Origin of the sequence: Idiomarina sp. UBA4206, assembly GCF_002383015.1 — a bacterium.
Lineage (GTDB): Bacteria > Pseudomonadota > Gammaproteobacteria > Enterobacterales > Alteromonadaceae > Idiomarina > Idiomarina abyssalis.
In genome coordinates, this window is the sequence record NZ_DFTS01000074.1 from 10,603 (window position 1) to 24,825 (window position 14,223).

The 14,223-nt window shown below is 48.2% G+C and carries 14 protein-coding genes; 6 read left to right on the forward strand and 8 right to left on the reverse strand.

Annotation, left to right across the window (positions count from 1 at the left end):
* A partial coding sequence (locus B3180_RS14705; protein WP_286845250.1) for an ABC transporter ATP-binding protein occupies window positions 1-1,530 on the reverse strand: 1,530 nt, incomplete at its 3' end.
* Window positions 1,531-1,644: 114 nt separating this feature from the next.
* Between B3180_RS14705 and B3180_RS14710 the strand changes: the two genes are divergently transcribed.
* Window positions 1,645-2,070 (forward strand): DUF6746 family protein, encoded by a 426-nt coding sequence (locus tag B3180_RS14710; RefSeq protein ID WP_273021745.1) that lies wholly within the window; start codon window positions 1,645-1,647, stop codon window positions 2,068-2,070.
* A 4-nt stretch (window positions 2,071-2,074) separates the two neighbouring features.
* On the opposite strand, the gene B3180_RS14715 is transcribed toward B3180_RS14710, so the two are convergent.
* Both B3180_RS14715 and B3180_RS14720 read right to left on the reverse strand, forming a co-directional pair.
* Window positions 2,075-3,181: a threonine aldolase family protein gene (locus tag B3180_RS14715; RefSeq protein WP_273021746.1), complete on the reverse strand. Its 1,107-nt coding sequence runs from the start codon at window positions 3,179-3,181 to the stop codon at window positions 2,075-2,077.
* 7 nt (window positions 3,182-3,188) lie between these two features.
* A complete protein-coding gene (locus tag B3180_RS14720) occupies window positions 3,189-3,440 on the reverse strand; it encodes a hypothetical protein (protein WP_053953456.1) in 252 nt (83 codons plus the stop codon).
* A 94-nt stretch (window positions 3,441-3,534) separates the two neighbouring features.
* Here B3180_RS14720 and B3180_RS14725 point away from each other — a divergent pair, with 94 nt between their 5' ends.
* Window positions 3,535-5,388: a DUF885 domain-containing protein gene (locus tag B3180_RS14725; protein ID WP_278358957.1), complete on the forward strand. Its 1,854-nt coding sequence runs from the start codon at window positions 3,535-3,537 to the stop codon at window positions 5,386-5,388.
* A gap of 1 nt (window position 5,389) precedes the next feature.
* On the opposite strand, the gene B3180_RS14730 is transcribed toward B3180_RS14725, so the two are convergent.
* Entirely contained in the window at window positions 5,390-6,040 is a 651-nt protein-coding gene (locus B3180_RS14730; protein ID WP_273021748.1) for a response regulator, read from the reverse strand.
* On the reverse strand, window positions 6,037-7,182 hold the full coding sequence (locus B3180_RS14735; protein WP_273021749.1) for a sensor histidine kinase: 1,146 nt from the start codon (window positions 7,180-7,182) through the stop codon (window positions 6,037-6,039). The genes B3180_RS14730 and B3180_RS14735 overlap by 4 nt, the downstream gene beginning before the upstream one ends.
* 125 nt (window positions 7,183-7,307) lie before the next feature.
* On the opposite strand from B3180_RS14735, the gene B3180_RS14740 reads away from it, so the two are divergent.
* Together B3180_RS14740 and B3180_RS14745 are read left to right on the forward strand one after the other, a co-directional pair.
* Window positions 7,308-8,054 carry a hypothetical protein gene (locus B3180_RS14740; protein ID WP_273021750.1) on the forward strand — a complete coding sequence of 249 codons (747 nt, stop codon included), beginning with the start codon at window positions 7,308-7,310 and terminating at the stop codon, window positions 8,052-8,054.
* Window positions 8,051-8,998 carry a hypothetical protein gene (locus B3180_RS14745; RefSeq protein WP_286845257.1) on the forward strand — a complete coding sequence of 316 codons (948 nt, stop codon included), beginning with the start codon at window positions 8,051-8,053 and terminating at the stop codon, window positions 8,996-8,998. The genes B3180_RS14740 and B3180_RS14745 overlap by 4 nt, the downstream gene beginning before the upstream one ends.
* On the opposite strand, the gene B3180_RS14750 is transcribed toward B3180_RS14745, so the two are convergent.
* The 3 genes from B3180_RS14750 to B3180_RS14760 all read right to left on the reverse strand — a co-directional run bounded on the left by B3180_RS14750 (window position 8,916) and on the right by B3180_RS14760 (window position 11,642).
* Complete coding sequence (locus tag B3180_RS14750; RefSeq protein ID WP_273021752.1) at window positions 8,916-10,025, reverse strand: sensor domain-containing diguanylate cyclase; 1,110 nt, start codon at window positions 10,023-10,025, stop codon at window positions 8,916-8,918. The genes B3180_RS14745 and B3180_RS14750 overlap by 83 nt on opposite strands.
* Before the next feature lie 87 nt (window positions 10,026-10,112).
* Window positions 10,113-10,727: a LysE family translocator gene (locus B3180_RS14755; RefSeq protein WP_273021753.1), complete on the reverse strand. Its 615-nt coding sequence runs from the start codon at window positions 10,725-10,727 to the stop codon at window positions 10,113-10,115.
* Between the two features lie 12 nt (window positions 10,728-10,739).
* Entirely contained in the window at window positions 10,740-11,642 is a 903-nt protein-coding gene (locus tag B3180_RS14760) for a hypothetical protein (protein WP_273021754.1), read from the reverse strand.
* 120 nt (window positions 11,643-11,762) lie between these two features.
* Between B3180_RS14760 and B3180_RS14765 the strand changes: the two genes are divergently transcribed.
* Together B3180_RS14765 and B3180_RS14770 are read left to right on the forward strand one after the other, a co-directional pair.
* Window positions 11,763-12,659 (forward strand): glycosyltransferase, encoded by an 897-nt coding sequence (locus B3180_RS14765; RefSeq protein WP_199494840.1) that lies wholly within the window; start codon window positions 11,763-11,765, stop codon window positions 12,657-12,659.
* Window positions 12,660-12,749: 90 nt separating this feature from the next.
* On the forward strand, window positions 12,750-14,223 hold a 1,474-nt coding region (locus B3180_RS14770; protein WP_286845258.1), incomplete at its 3' end, for an exodeoxyribonuclease V subunit gamma.

Genomic DNA, 14,223 nt, shown 5'->3' on the forward strand with positions numbered 1-14,223 from the left:
GCGCTGGCGCTGGCCGCCGGACAGTTTCACGCCACGTTCACCCACGTGGGCATCCAGGCCGGTGCGGCCTTTGCTGTCACTTAAGTCCGCAATGAACTCTTCGCAATGAGCGCGTCGCACCGCATTCATGAGTTCCTCTTCACTGGCTCCCGGGCGACCATACAAAATGTTGTCACGCACTGAACGGTGCAGCAAAGAAGTGTCCTGAGTTACCATACCAATATTAGCGCGCAAACTGTCCTGCTGTACTTTATGAATGGCCTGGTCATCAATACGAACCTCGCCGCCTTCAACATCATAAAAACGCAGTAACAAGTTCACCAGAGTGGATTTTCCGGCACCGGAGCGGCCAACAATGCCGACTTTCTCACCAGGCTTAATGTGCAGATTAAAGTCGTCCATTACGCCACGCCCCTTGCCGTAATGAAAGCGCACATGATCGAAGGCTATGTCGCCGCACTCTACTTTTAAAGGTGGTGCATCATGTTCATCAACAATGCGTTGAGGTACGGCAATAGAGCCTATTCCGTCCTGAACAGTACCGATACTTTCAAACAGGGTCGACATTTGCCACATGACCATTTGTGACATACCAAATAAGCGCAGAACCAGGCCAATAACCACGGCAACAGCCCCCAGAGTGACGGCATTATCCATCCATAACACAATGGCGGTAGCGGCCGAGCTGAACAGCAGAGCGCAGTTAATAAAATAAAGGAAACCATAAAGCTGAGTGACCAGGCGCATCTGCTTGTGCACCGTGCCTAAAAAGGTATCCATACCGTCATGGGCGAAAGCCGCCTCACGCTGAGAATGCGAAAACAGCTTAACGGTTTGTATATTGGTGTAAGAGTCGACTATGCGACCGGTCATATTGGAGCGAGCGTCAGCCTGTTCGGCAGAAACTTTACCCAGCTTAGGCACAAAGAAACGCAGCAGCAGTGCGTAAAGAATAAGCCAGCATGCCAGTGGCAGCATCATGCGCCAGTCGGCACTGCCAATAATGACAAACATCCCCAGAAAATAGACGACGACATAGTTCACTATTTCAATAAAGGTCATGATGCACTGGCGCAGGGCGAGCGAGGTTTGCATCAACTTGGTGGCGACCCTACCGGCAAATTCATCCTGGTAGTAGCTCATGGACTGTTTCATCAGGTAGCGGTGACCCAGCCAGCGGATGCGCATAGGGAAGTTGCCAAGCAGTGTCTGGTGGGTCAGTAAGGAGTGGAACCAGACCAACAGAGGCAAACCTAACAAAACCAGCGCGCTCATGCCTAACAGCGGCCAGAACTGGTCGCTTAACAAGGTTTCTTTGTCCTGAGCGGCAAGCCAGTCGACAATCTGCCCTAAAAAGCCGAATAGCCAGACTTCAGCTACGGCAATGGCAGCCATAAGTAGCGCCGTAACGGCAAGGAAGGGGGTTGCCCCTTTCGTATAATGCCAGCAGAAAGCAAAAAAGCCGGTAGGAGCCTGAGTGGGTTCCTCCGCAGGGAAAGGGTTTAATCGGCGCTCGAACCACGAAAACATTGCGTCACTCCTTGATATACATCAAGCTAAGAATATCAGGTTCGCATTCATTCAGCTTGTAAAAAATGGATATTTGAACAATAATGAGAACCATTAACAACTAATGAGGTTTTTATGAAAGCGTTAACAATGATACTAGCAGGCGCAGCACTGCTTTTTAATGCAGCCGCTACGGCCAGTGACAATGATGACGAGCAGCGTTACCAGCATTTTAAACCAGAGGCTTCTGAAAACTTAGAACAGGCTATTATGAACCTGACGAAATACAATGCGAAGTTGCAGGAAATTATTGAAGGTGACATGCCGGCGGAAGACATGGTGAAAGTACACGAGCTGACTTACACACTGGAAGTGGCACTGGCCCGTTTAAGTAAAGAGCTCGACGTAGCGGCAAACTCTCTGGAAGAAGTGCATTTAGGCTCTGAGGCAATGAACAAACAACGTGTTAAAGGCTTTGGTAAAAGCTACTTAGACACCCTGAACCACGTGTTAGGCGAGCATAGCAAACACCATGAAGGTGAGCACAAAGAGCACCACTAAAAGCCTAAAGCGTTTCTAAAAACGCCTTAAAATGTCGCAGCCAGAAGCTTTGTGGTTGCGACATGGCGTTTCTTCCAATTGAAATCTCACAAATAGCCTCACCATTGATCTCTGCTCTTGGCAGCGGTAATAGCATGACTCCTGTATTGCTGGCGTAGTCTGTTATTTTCTCGCCGAGCGTATTGGCCGGCAGAGTAAAATGAAGGTGAAACATCGCGGCTTGCGGTATCTCCGGATTTACCTTTAGCATTTCTAACTCGTTGAGTGCATCGCCGAGTGCTTTGGCGTAGTTAACCGCGTCCGGCATAATGGGTAAATTCTCTCTTAAGCCGTAACGGGCAGACAAAACCTGCGGGTACTGGGTAATGATATTGCCACCGGCACGGCGAGCCCAGATTTTGGCTTGCTCTATGAAGGCTTCTGAACCCGCCAGAATAGCCCCCGAGATAGCCCCTAAATCCTTATAAAAACTCACATAAACCGAGTCAAATAACTCACAGACTTCAGGCAGTGAACAGTCATAAGCGCTAGGTACCTGCCAGAGCCGGGCTCCGTCTAAGTGCATGGCTATATTGTGCTGGCGCGCCCATTGTGACTGAGCGACCAAGTCGTCCCAGTCGGGTAATTGCCCCCCAATTTCACGCATGGGCAGTTCCAGTAAAACGGCAGCCAGATCCTGTGTTTGCACGGACTTTAAATCGCTAAGTGTTATCGGTTTATTGGCAAAGCCCGTGGTGGTTCCGTTAAGCTGCCACAAGGCTTCAAAGCCCATTTGTTCGTGCAACATTAAGTGTGAAGTTGGGTGTAATGCTACGCCATTACGCTGACGTTGATCGGCATGTATCCGCAAGGCCAGTGGTTGCGCCAGGGTTCCGGTGGGTAAAAACAAAGCGGCAGGTTTACCCAGCAGCTTTGCAACTTCGTCTTCAAAGTCATTAATGAGCGCCCCGCTGCCGTAGACGTCTCTTTTTTCATTGCTCTGAAGTTGTTCAGACAATAATTTGAGCTCATCCGCCATGCCAGGTTGAGGTTGGCGCAGAAGTGAAGTGCTCGCCTGTTCAGCTGCGTGCTGGTAAGCCTGTTTTGTTTTTACCGTTATTGAGCTTGTCATGATTTACCTACTTTGAGTGGACTTTACCGCCAATAATTTTGTAGGCAGGAGTGCCACGTATCATAGTCTCGCGCGCAAACTCCTGCCCACAACCGGGGCAATGGCACGGCTTAGTGGTGTGGTCTTCAACAATACGCTCAATAAAGCATTTTACCAAAGCGCCTTTGCCACCCTTGCGATATTTAAATATGGGCGTTTTGCACTGCAGACAAGAAATCTGCACGGTGCGAACCGGCCCTTTCTTGTTAGGTTTCGCCATAAAACAGTCGGTTACAATTTAAGCATTTCCATTAGTGTAACAAGCACGCTATAGTTTTTCTTCCTGTATCAAAAGAAGAATAAAGGACACTGCTATGCGTTATTCCATTGTCGCCCTGGCTGTTTTGGGCTTATTAACGGCCTGCGGACAACCGCAGCAAAACAATTCTGAAAAAAATTCACAAACGGCGGTTGAGCAAACGGCGCAGTCAGAAACTGAGCGCCTGAACCAGTGGTTTGAAGAAAAGTACGAACAACAGCTTCAACAAAGCCCCATTCAAATGACCTTTCTGGGTCGCAAAGACCGCTACGGTGACATTGATGACATGACCGTCGCTGCTGAGAAAAAGCAGCTGCAGTGGCTGGAAAATAGCGTTGAAGAGCTGAAAGCGAACTTTGATTACGACAAGCTGAACCTCGAAGCTCAGACGTCTTACGACGTTTGGGTTTACCAATACGAACAAGCCAAGCGTAATGCCGAATTCCGTGGCATGGACTACGTATTTGACCAAATGCGTGGCGCGCACACCTTCTTACCGCAGTTTTTAATCAACTTCCATCGGGTGGATGACGCGGAAGATATGGAAGCCTACATTTCTCGTATTAAGGGTGGTGCAACGGCTATTGAGCAATTATTGCAGCGCGCGAAAGAACAAGTAGAGAACGGCGTTCGTGCTCCGCGGTTTGCGTATGAGCAGGTTATTAAAGAGGCAAAAGGCCTGACTTCAGGCGCCCCTTTTGATGAAGAAGGTGACTCAAGCTTACTGGAAGATGCTAAAAACAAGCTCAGCACTCTTCAGGAAAGTGATGCGATCTCCGCCGAACAAGCCGATAAATACGAAAAAGAAGTGCGCAAAGCGTTATTGGAGCGTTTCCGTCCGAGTTACGAAGCGCTTATTAGCTTCCTTGAAAGTGATATTGAGAATACCGACGAAGTTGCAACCGGCGTGCATCGTCTGGAAAACGGCGAAGCTTACTATAACGCCCGTTTGGCCAACTACACGACGACTGACTTAACCGCTGATGAAATTCATGAGATAGGCCTGAGTGAAGTCGAGCGACTGACCAATGAGATGATCGCGATTAAAGAGAAAGTTGAATTTGATGGCGATTTGCAGGACTTCTTTGATTATATCCGCACCGACGAGCGCTTCTTCTATCCGAACAACGACGAAGGCGCTGAAATGTATCTGGAAGACTCGCGCGAATATCTGGCGTACATTAATGAAAAACTGCCTGAATATTTTGGTATTTTGCCAAAAGCCGACTTGGTGGTGAAACGGGTTGAGCCTTTCCGTGAACAAGACGGTGCGGCCCAGCATTATTACCCTGGTTCGCCTGACGGTGAGCGTCCGGGCATTTACTATGCGCATTTGTCGGACATGAGCTCGATGCCGAAAAACGAAATGGAAGCCATTGCCTATCATGAAGGTAATCCCGGTCACCATATGCAAATTTCTATTGCTCAGGAACTGGAGTCGGTACCAGAATTCCGTACTCAGGCTGGCTTTACGGTTTACAGTGAAGGCTGGGGCTTATATTCAGAACAGTTAGCCAAGGAAATGGGGGCCTATGAAGACCCTTACTCTGACTTTGGTCGCTTAACCACCGAAATTTGGCGTGCCGTGCGCTTGGTTGTGGATACCGGCATGCACGCCAAAGGCTGGACTGAAGAGGAAGCGGTTAAGTACTTCCAGCAGCACACGCCGATTGCTGAAGGCGCTGTGCGTTCAGAAGTTCGTCGCTACCTGGTCATGCCGGGTCAGGCAACGGCCTACAAAATTGGCATGATCCGCATTCTGGAACTGCGCGAAGAAGCCAAAGAAGCCTTGGGCGATAAGTTTGATATCCGTGGCTTCCACGACACCGTTTTGGGTGGTGGCGCATTGCCGCTGCATATTCTGGAGCGTCGTGTTGACCAATGGGTTGAAAAGCAGAAGAACGCCTAACTTACAATAAACCTAAATCAATGGCCTTTAACACAGCTCGGGTGCGGTCACGTACCCCGAGCTTGGCCATAAGTGACGACACTTGATTCTTAACGGTCCCGGTTGATTTAAACAAGCTTTCCGCTATTTCATTATTGCTGAGCCCCGCTGCTATTAACCGTAAAACGGCAATTTCTTTATCTGTCAGCGGCTCAACCAGAGTCTGTTCACTATCATTTTCAGGCGCTTTGCTTTCTTTTAAGCCTTGCACGATACGTTCAGTGATAGCGGGCTGAAGCCAGGTTTTACCATCGGCTAGCGCTTCAATAGCGCCAACCAACACCTCCAGCGACACATCTTTTAATAAGTAGCCTTCGGCGCCGGCTTGAATGGCTTTCATTATAGATTCGTGGTCATCAAAGGTTGTCAGCATTAAAACCGGTGTTTGGAAGCCTTTTTTTCGCAAAAGCTCGACGGCCTCAATACCATTCAAGTCAGGCATGCGAATATCCATGAGAATTACATCAGGTTCACTCTCTGTCGTTAGCCTAACCGCCTCTCTGCCAGAGCTAGCCTGCGCGACAACGGTAACATTGTCGGATAGTGACAAGAGCGAACTCAGACCTTCCCGAACTAATGTTTGGTCATCAACTAACAGAACGTTAATGCTCATACATCACCCTCAAGCGTTAGCTGAATGCTAAAGCCTCTGCCCTTTGTCTGCACGCTCAAATCAGCACCAATTTCATTGGCGCGCTCTTGCATACCGGTCAGTCCATTTCCGCCCTTAAAATGCTGAGTAGACCCATTATCTTTAATAAAAAGGCAGAGTTTATCTCCCTGGCGAGATAAAGAAATACTCTGACGATCACCATTGGAGTGCTTCAGGAAATTGGTCACTGCTTCTTGCGATATTCTCAGAACAGCGTCAGCAATATCGATGGATTGAATACCAAGTTTTTTCTGGCAAACCACCTCAACTCGCTTGTCCGCCGAGTGATAAGAAAGAGACTGTAATGCGTTCTCAATGTCGAGCACGGCCGAATCACGTAAATCGGAAACCGCTTCACGAACATCGGAGAGCAATAACTTGGTAATGCTCTGACTCTTCTCCAAAGTGGGTTTTAGTTCATCATCTGCTTTTCGAGCTGCCACCTGTAGGTTAATTGAAAGCGCCGTTAAGTGATGGCCTATTAAGTCGTGAATGTCGCGGGCTATGCGAGTCCGTTCATTCTGTTTACTCGCTTCCTGAAGCAACATTTGTGTTGCGCGAAGTTCTCGATTGATAGCTTGCTCTCGCTCCAGTGCTTCTGTTTCTCTCAGCCGGGTGCCCATGGTCACGATGGAAAACAAATTAAACGCCCAAAACAGAATGGCGGATATCCAAGCATAACTGTCGCCCCAGCCAAACTGGTAAATCAACCATAATGGAACCGATAGAGGAATAGAGAGAAGAACAGAGTTTCGAATACTGGTGTAATAAGGCAGCTGTGCCATGCAAATCGTCATCAATATGGCGACAACACTATAGGGTATTAAGTAATACAAACTGAAAATAGCCACTAATTGAATAAAGACAAGACTAAGGCGTAGCCAAGGCTCGTTTTTGTAAGGCTGCTCCCGTGTGGCTATTGTGAAGCACACAATGAAGACCAAAAAAAGTACCGCGGAAATAATCCAGTACGAACTGAAGAAAGGCGTTTGCTCTCTTTGGCCCAGTAAGTAGAGACAAAACGAGGACAGCAGCACCCAGGCCAGCACTGCAACCCACTGCTCATGATCTAAGTATTTGGAAGTAACAGATTTTATATTCATTAGTTAAGTATGCCCGCAGCTCGGCATTTCGCAATAGGTCAAAAGTCACGTTTCATAAAGTGACTTCTTGCACTAACCGACACCGTTGAACCGCTCTAACCTGTAAAAAAACAGGAGGGCTTATTATGTTGACGCTGCACAGCTTTTTACTTTATTTACACATCGTGTTTGGTGCCATAGCGATGGCATTATTCTGGATACCGGTAGTGACAAAAAAGGGAAGTCTGAATCATCGCCGGTTCGGTAAGGCGTATGTCTGGATCATGAATACGGTTGCTGTTTCGGCCATCGTCATGTCAGTAATGGTTCTGGTGGCTCCTGCTTATTTTAAAGCGGACATCATTGCCAATAGCCAAAGACCTGACGCCGTTACAGAGGGGATTCGCTTCTTTTGGACATTGCTGTTGTTCCTTTCCGTGTTTACTTTTGCCTCGGTTCGGAACGCAACCGTTGTTTTGCGGTCGAAACGAAGTCGCGATAACTTGCGCACATTCAGCTACTTATCGATACCGGTTGGTTTGGCGGTGATGTCTCTGGTGTTGCTATGGCAGAGCATGAATACGCCTGCTATTCAGTTTGTCAGCCCTTGGTTACACATTATTTTTGGCATTTTAGGGTTAGTAAACGTGTATCAAATGTTGCGTTTTGCATTTTCGCCCTCAGTTAAGAAGAATGCCTGGCTGATAGAGCATTTAAGTTCAATGTGTGGTTCCGGTATAGCGGTTTATACAGCGTTCTTTGCTTTTGGCGCGCGTCATGTGTTGGCCCACTTGGGGCAGTGGCAATTGTTATTCTGGGTAGTGCCGGGTGTTGTAGGTACGGTGCTTATATTTTTATGGTCACAAAAATACGAAAAAGGAGAATTCTCGTGAGGTGGCTTTTATTCTTACTTACAACATTAATTTTTGCGCCCGGCGTTTATGCCGAGGTGGAAACGAAGCAGGTTATTCAGCAGCAGTTGGCTGATGGCTCATTGGATAGCGCTGAAAACAGCGTCGAGGAATGGGTTAAAAATGAACCGGGAAACGCTGAAGCATGGCATACCCGTGGGGTGGTGATGGCGCAACAGGCACAAAATGCCTTTTTCAGTGCGATGAGCTACGCCGGCAAGTCAGTGGACTCCTTTGAGAAAGCAGTTGAGCTGGCGCCTGACAGTATTAAATACCGCAGAGCCTTAATGCAGTTTTATTTAATGGCGCCCTCTATAGCCGGCGGTGATGACGAAAAAGCGCTGGCTCAAATTGAGAAAATGATGGCGTTAGACCCGGCACAAGGTGCGCTCGCGAAAGTTGGGTATTTGCGTAAGCATGAAAAGATGACAGAAGCTGAGTCTTTGCTGGAAGAAACCATAGCAGCACACCCAAATAATGCGGACGTTTTGCTGTATTCAGGCTTGCAAAAACAACGCGCAGGAGAATTTGATACGGCTCTCAAGCTGTTTGATAGAGCGGTAAATGGCGTTTCAGATGACGGTTCTGCAGTCAGTATGGCGTTGTATCAGATTGGAAAAACCGCCGTTTTAGCCGAAAACCAAATCGAAGCTGGAATTGCAGCGTTAAATAGCTACTTAGAGGAAGATGTAACATCGGATAATTTGCCTGAGCCGCACTGGGCCCAGTTTAGAAAAGCACAGCTATTGGCGCTAAAAGGCGACACGGAAACTTCGGAGCAACTGCTTGCAGAACTTAAAGGCGTTGACGATAAAGAGCGCAAAAACAGTTGGCGCAATAAGGTTAGTAATCTAAATACCCTCTGTTACGACCATCAGACTTGGCGCGATAAAGCGCCGAGTCTGCTTTTGAAATCATCCGGCTAATTAAGGCTTCGGTATTTTCGTCAGCAGTCGGTGTGTGCAGGTAGCCGCCAATACTAATACTTAGATAGGGCGCAACCTGCGACTGCTCATGTTCTATTTTGAGATTCTGAACAGCCTCCAGCAATTGCTGAATGCTGTCCTTGGTTTTTTGCTCGTCGGTGGCTGAAATTACCGCAACAAACTCTTCTCCGCCATAACGCGCCAGAAAATCTGTATTACGCTGCAATTGATCAAACATCGCGTCGGCGACAGATTTAAGCGCCTGGTCTCCCTGCAAGTGACCGTAGTGATCGTTGTAGGGCTTAAACTGGTCAATATCAATGATGAGCAAAGCCAGAGGAGTTTTGTGACGAGAAGCACGCTGAATTTCGTTAGTAATGCGTTCGTCAAAGGCGCGACGATTGGCAATGCCGGTCAAACCATCTTGTGCTACTTGCGCCTGCAGCATACGGTTGGCTTTTTCCAGCTCCCGCTGGGTGTGGATGAGCTCTGCATAGGTACGTTGCCGTTCAAGGGTATTGGCTATCATGTCGGCAACCAGGCTCAAGCGACGTAGGTCTGTTGGCTGCCATTGGCGTTTTTTCTGCACCATATCGCAGCCGACAAAACCCAGAAGTTTGTGGTTAGCGACCATACCAATACAAATAACGGATTTTATGTCTTCGCGGTCAAACTCTGCTTTTTCGGCATTAGCTTCAGGGGGAAGCGTCTGGACATCATTAACAATGCAAACGTGGTTTTCTTTCATTTCTTTAAAAAACCAGGGTAAATCGTCAGTTTCTATTGCCTGCAGACTATCAATATGTGCCTGGTGACCGTCACGAACCCACTCATGGGTATTGGTCATGTGCTTAATATGGTCATCAAACTCAAATACGTAACAACGGTCAGCCTCTGTGTAATCGCCAATAGCCGCAATAACTTCTTCAATACATTCGTAGGTTTCCGTGGGCTCACTGTTAATTAGGCGAGTCGACAATTCTGAGATGAGTTGATCAAAAGATACTTGCTTGGTTTTCACGTCCATGACTCATCCTTATTGCCTTTATGGTCAATAGTTAACCATATCGTCAGGTAAGCGTAAATTGTTATTTTTATGTTGTTCAAATTGAGGCTAACTAAAATAGAACTGCCATATATCCAATACGACCGGTATAACAGAAAAGACCAGCAATAACGCCATGGAGATATTAAAAATTCTTTGTGCCCGGTGGTTGGTGAGTAACTGCCTCAGTCCGGCGCCGGCCACCAGCCAAACGCCTACACAAGGAAATGCCACCGCCAGAAAAGCGGCAGTTATTTCCATTACTTCTGACCAAAGGGTGCCTGCAACTGTGGTAAATGCTGCCACTGCGCCTGTTGCCATAACCCAGGCCTTGCCATTTACCCACTGAAACAAAACCGCCTGCCAGAAGGTTAATGGCTTACGGTCACCCTTTTCAATTGCCTTGGGGGTTTGTGAGCCGATGACCCAGGCCAGCCAAAGCAAATAGACAGTACCGGCAATTTTAATCATTTGGTGCAGAAGCGGGAACTGCTCCAGCACTGAACCAAAGCCCATACCAACCACCAGCACCATAGCCGGAAAGCCAAGGCAAATTCCGAGGAAGTGCGGCAGGCTGGACTTAACACCATAGTTCACGCCTGACGACATAATCATAATATTGTTGGGGCCCGGCGTAATAGTTGTCGAAAAAGCAAAGAAAAATACCGCAATAAAAATTTCCATTCTCTGATCCTTTTACTTCTTCTCTAAGGTTGGCGGCAGACCAAAATGTGCGATTAAATTCTGTAGCTGTGCGTCATTGCCGCCATCTTCGCGCTTATTGAACTGCCATAACGAACTGCCACCGCTGCCTTTCCAGTTAATCAGTTTAGGGTTGTTACCCACTCGTCGTATGATGCAGTTATTCAGGCTGGCTAACCAAAACCACCATAAATCATCCGCATAAGGAGCCAGAGAAGAAGCCAGCTCCTGGTCAGTAACGCGCTTATCAAAGCAACCCGGCGGGAAAAGCACTCCGGCGCCACTGGTAAAAAACAGGCGTGGATCGGGGCCCCGTACCTCTGTTTTCGGGTACCATTGCCTGTAGGGTCGTATTTCTCCGCTTGTTGCCCGGCGTAAGTAATGTGCCCGCCAACACAGAATCTCCTGGTCATTACCCGTATACGCATTGACCAGGGTTGCCAGCCAGTTGGGGCGATAATAGATGTCATCATCAGCGGTTACATGAAAGGCATCGGGAAAGCTTTTAAGTGCCGGAATCAGCTTTTTATAGGAACGGGTGTCGGTACTGACTGGCGCAATGGTTAAGCCGTATTTTTGCAGTACAGTGACACTTGCCGGAAGTTTGGCAATGTCGTCCTGATACAACCATAAAATGACTTTGTCCGCTTTTACCGTCTGTAACAATAGCGACTTTAATGTCAGGTGCAGCTTAGCAAAGCGATCAGGGAAGGAGGTTAGGTTCACTATCAACTGACCGGGCAATGCGTGTTCCGACTGAATTAAGGTGTCGCGCTGTTGCCATTGCAGTTCAGTTATCGCCTGGGCGTTTCGTTTAAGACTTGAGCCCGCCAGCGATTTATACTTTCGTAACCAGCGATAGCGCAATTGTGTGAAAAAACCTTTAACTAAATTCATCGGTTTAACAACTAACCCCTTCGTTCGTTATAGAGTGGTTACAAAGCGTCCAGTTCTTCTGTAGCCTGTGTCGAAAATACCATAGTACGTTCAAAGAAAGCGAATGCGAGGTAATGCTGAATGGCACTAAGAAGTTGGTTACAGCAAAGTAAAGAGTTCATATTGCGATTTGCGGTATCCAGTCCCGTTCCGGCTAGTTGGCTATATGATGTACCGGAGTCAACCGAAATTGAAGACCTGACCAGCACACCTGAACATATTGAAATTGTCAGTCACTGCTGGAACTATTCGCATTTGTTTGTGTATCAGTTGAAGTCGCTGCTGGATAATGCCCCGGAGGACTTTAAAGTTACGCTGACCGGTTTTTATTGCCCCGAAGACAAAAACACCGTTGCTTTAATTAAAGAGTATGAATCGAAACAGGTTGATAATATCGAGTGGAATTTTATTGCGCTCAACAAAGGCGACTTACTACGCCGCGGCATAGGCCGTAATAAAGCTGCAAAAGAAACGAAAGCCGACTGGATTTGGTTTACCGACTGCGACTTACTGTTTGGGGAAAATACCTTCCCAAGCTTAAAACAGACCTTACGCAAAGAGTCCTGCATTCTGGCGTTCCCGGAACAGGTTTCCCGAACCTCTTTACTGAGCGAAGAGCATGATGTTCTGTGTAATGGTAAAGAAACCTCAGTTGAAGAATGTTTGCAGCAGGCGGACTTTACCACCCACACCTTTTCAAAAGCGTCTGGCCCGGTGCAGATAGTTCATGGTGACACGGCACGCCGCTATGGCTACTGCGAGCAGATAGACTGCTATCAGCAGCCGAAAGACCGGTGGGTAAAAACTTACGAGGATCGCGCGTTCCGCTGGTTATTGGGTACGCACGGAAAACCATTAAACATTGAAGATGTATCGATAATTCGTCATGTAGAGAAGGGACGCTATAAAAAGAACTCGACCTTCTCAGAAATGCGTAAAGCGAATCGTCAGGCCAAAGACAAACTACTGGCGAAATAAGCGCGTCGATAAGTTGCTCTATAACTAGTAAGATAATTCCCTATTGATTAGGATGGATGTCTTACAGTAACTCTACAGGGAGAGCAGCGAGTGAGTGAATTGACCCCCGGCTTTATTGTCGCGCATGGACATCGGCTGGAAGACTTAACCGATGTGGCGGTTACATTCACCCAAAACTATCCGCTGGCGCCGCTGGAGCAGGAAACCGTGCTGGTGCAAAGCAACGGTATTGCCCAGTGGCTTAAAATTAATTTAGCTCAGGCCAGTGGCATTGCTGCCATGATAGATGTCACCTTGCCGGCGCGGTTTCAGTGGAAAGCGTATCGTTCAGTGCTCGGTGACGACATTCCCAAAACCTCTCCCTTTGATAAAGACCGCTTAACCTGGCGGTTAATGCGCTTGTTGCCCGAGCTTATTGAGCACAACACGCACTTTGCTCCGCTTAAGCACTATACCTCTGACGACAACGACGGCCGCAAGCTGTATCAGTTGAGTGGACGGCTCGCCGACTTGTTTGATCAGTACGCGGTGTATCGTGCCGACTGGCTGGATAACTGGGTGCGTGGTCAGGACGTGCTGGAGCGGGAACAGCCCGTTGAAGTCGAACAGTTGTGGCAGCCGGAATTGTGGCGCGCTGTCAGCAACGATATTGGCATAGATGACTACTGGAATAACCGGGCGGAGCTGCATCAGCGCTTTATTGATACGGCAAAGGCGTTAACTGAACGCCCTGCAGGTTTGCCGCCACGGGTGGTGGTGTTTGGTATTTCCTCGCTGCCGCAGCAAATGCTTCAGGTGCTGGATGCCATTAAAGGCTATACCCAAATTCTGTTGTGTGTGCATAACCCATCGCAGTACCACTGGGCGGATATTGTCGATGGAAAAGAAGCCTTGCGGCAGGCGGTTAAAGCCTCTTCGCGCTTAAAGCACAAACCGGAACTGCCCGACGACCCGAACGACGACGAACTGCACCAACTGGCGCATCCCTTGCTGGCGTCCTGGGGTAAGCAGGGCCGGGATTATATCCGCCTGCTGGATTTATACGACGAAACCCTGGCCAAACAGGAAGCGTTTAATACCATTAAGCTGGAGCTGTTTGAGCCCCATAACACGGACCATTTATTAGCCCAGTTGCAGGACGACATTCTAAACCTGCGGCCGGTGCAGGAAACCCGCGAGCTTTGGCCTACGCCGAATGCTGCCGATAAGTCACTGCAGTTTCATGTCTGCCACAGCCCGCAGCGTGAGCTAGAAGTGTTGCATGACCAGTTACTGGACGCCTTTGCAAAAGACCCGGAGTTAAAACCGCGCGATGTTATGGTCATGCTGCCCGACGTCAACACCTACGCGCCATACATTGATGCGGTATTTGGTCGGTATCATAACCGCTTTGGCGAACGTGACTCGCGTGCTATTCCTTATACCATTGCCGATCAGGGTGAACGTCATCAGCGACCGTTAATGATAGCGCTGGAATTGCTGTTGCAAGTTGATCAGTTGCGTTTTACTCAGACCGATTTATTCAATTTGTTGTCGGTACCCGCGGTGCAGCAACGCTTTGATT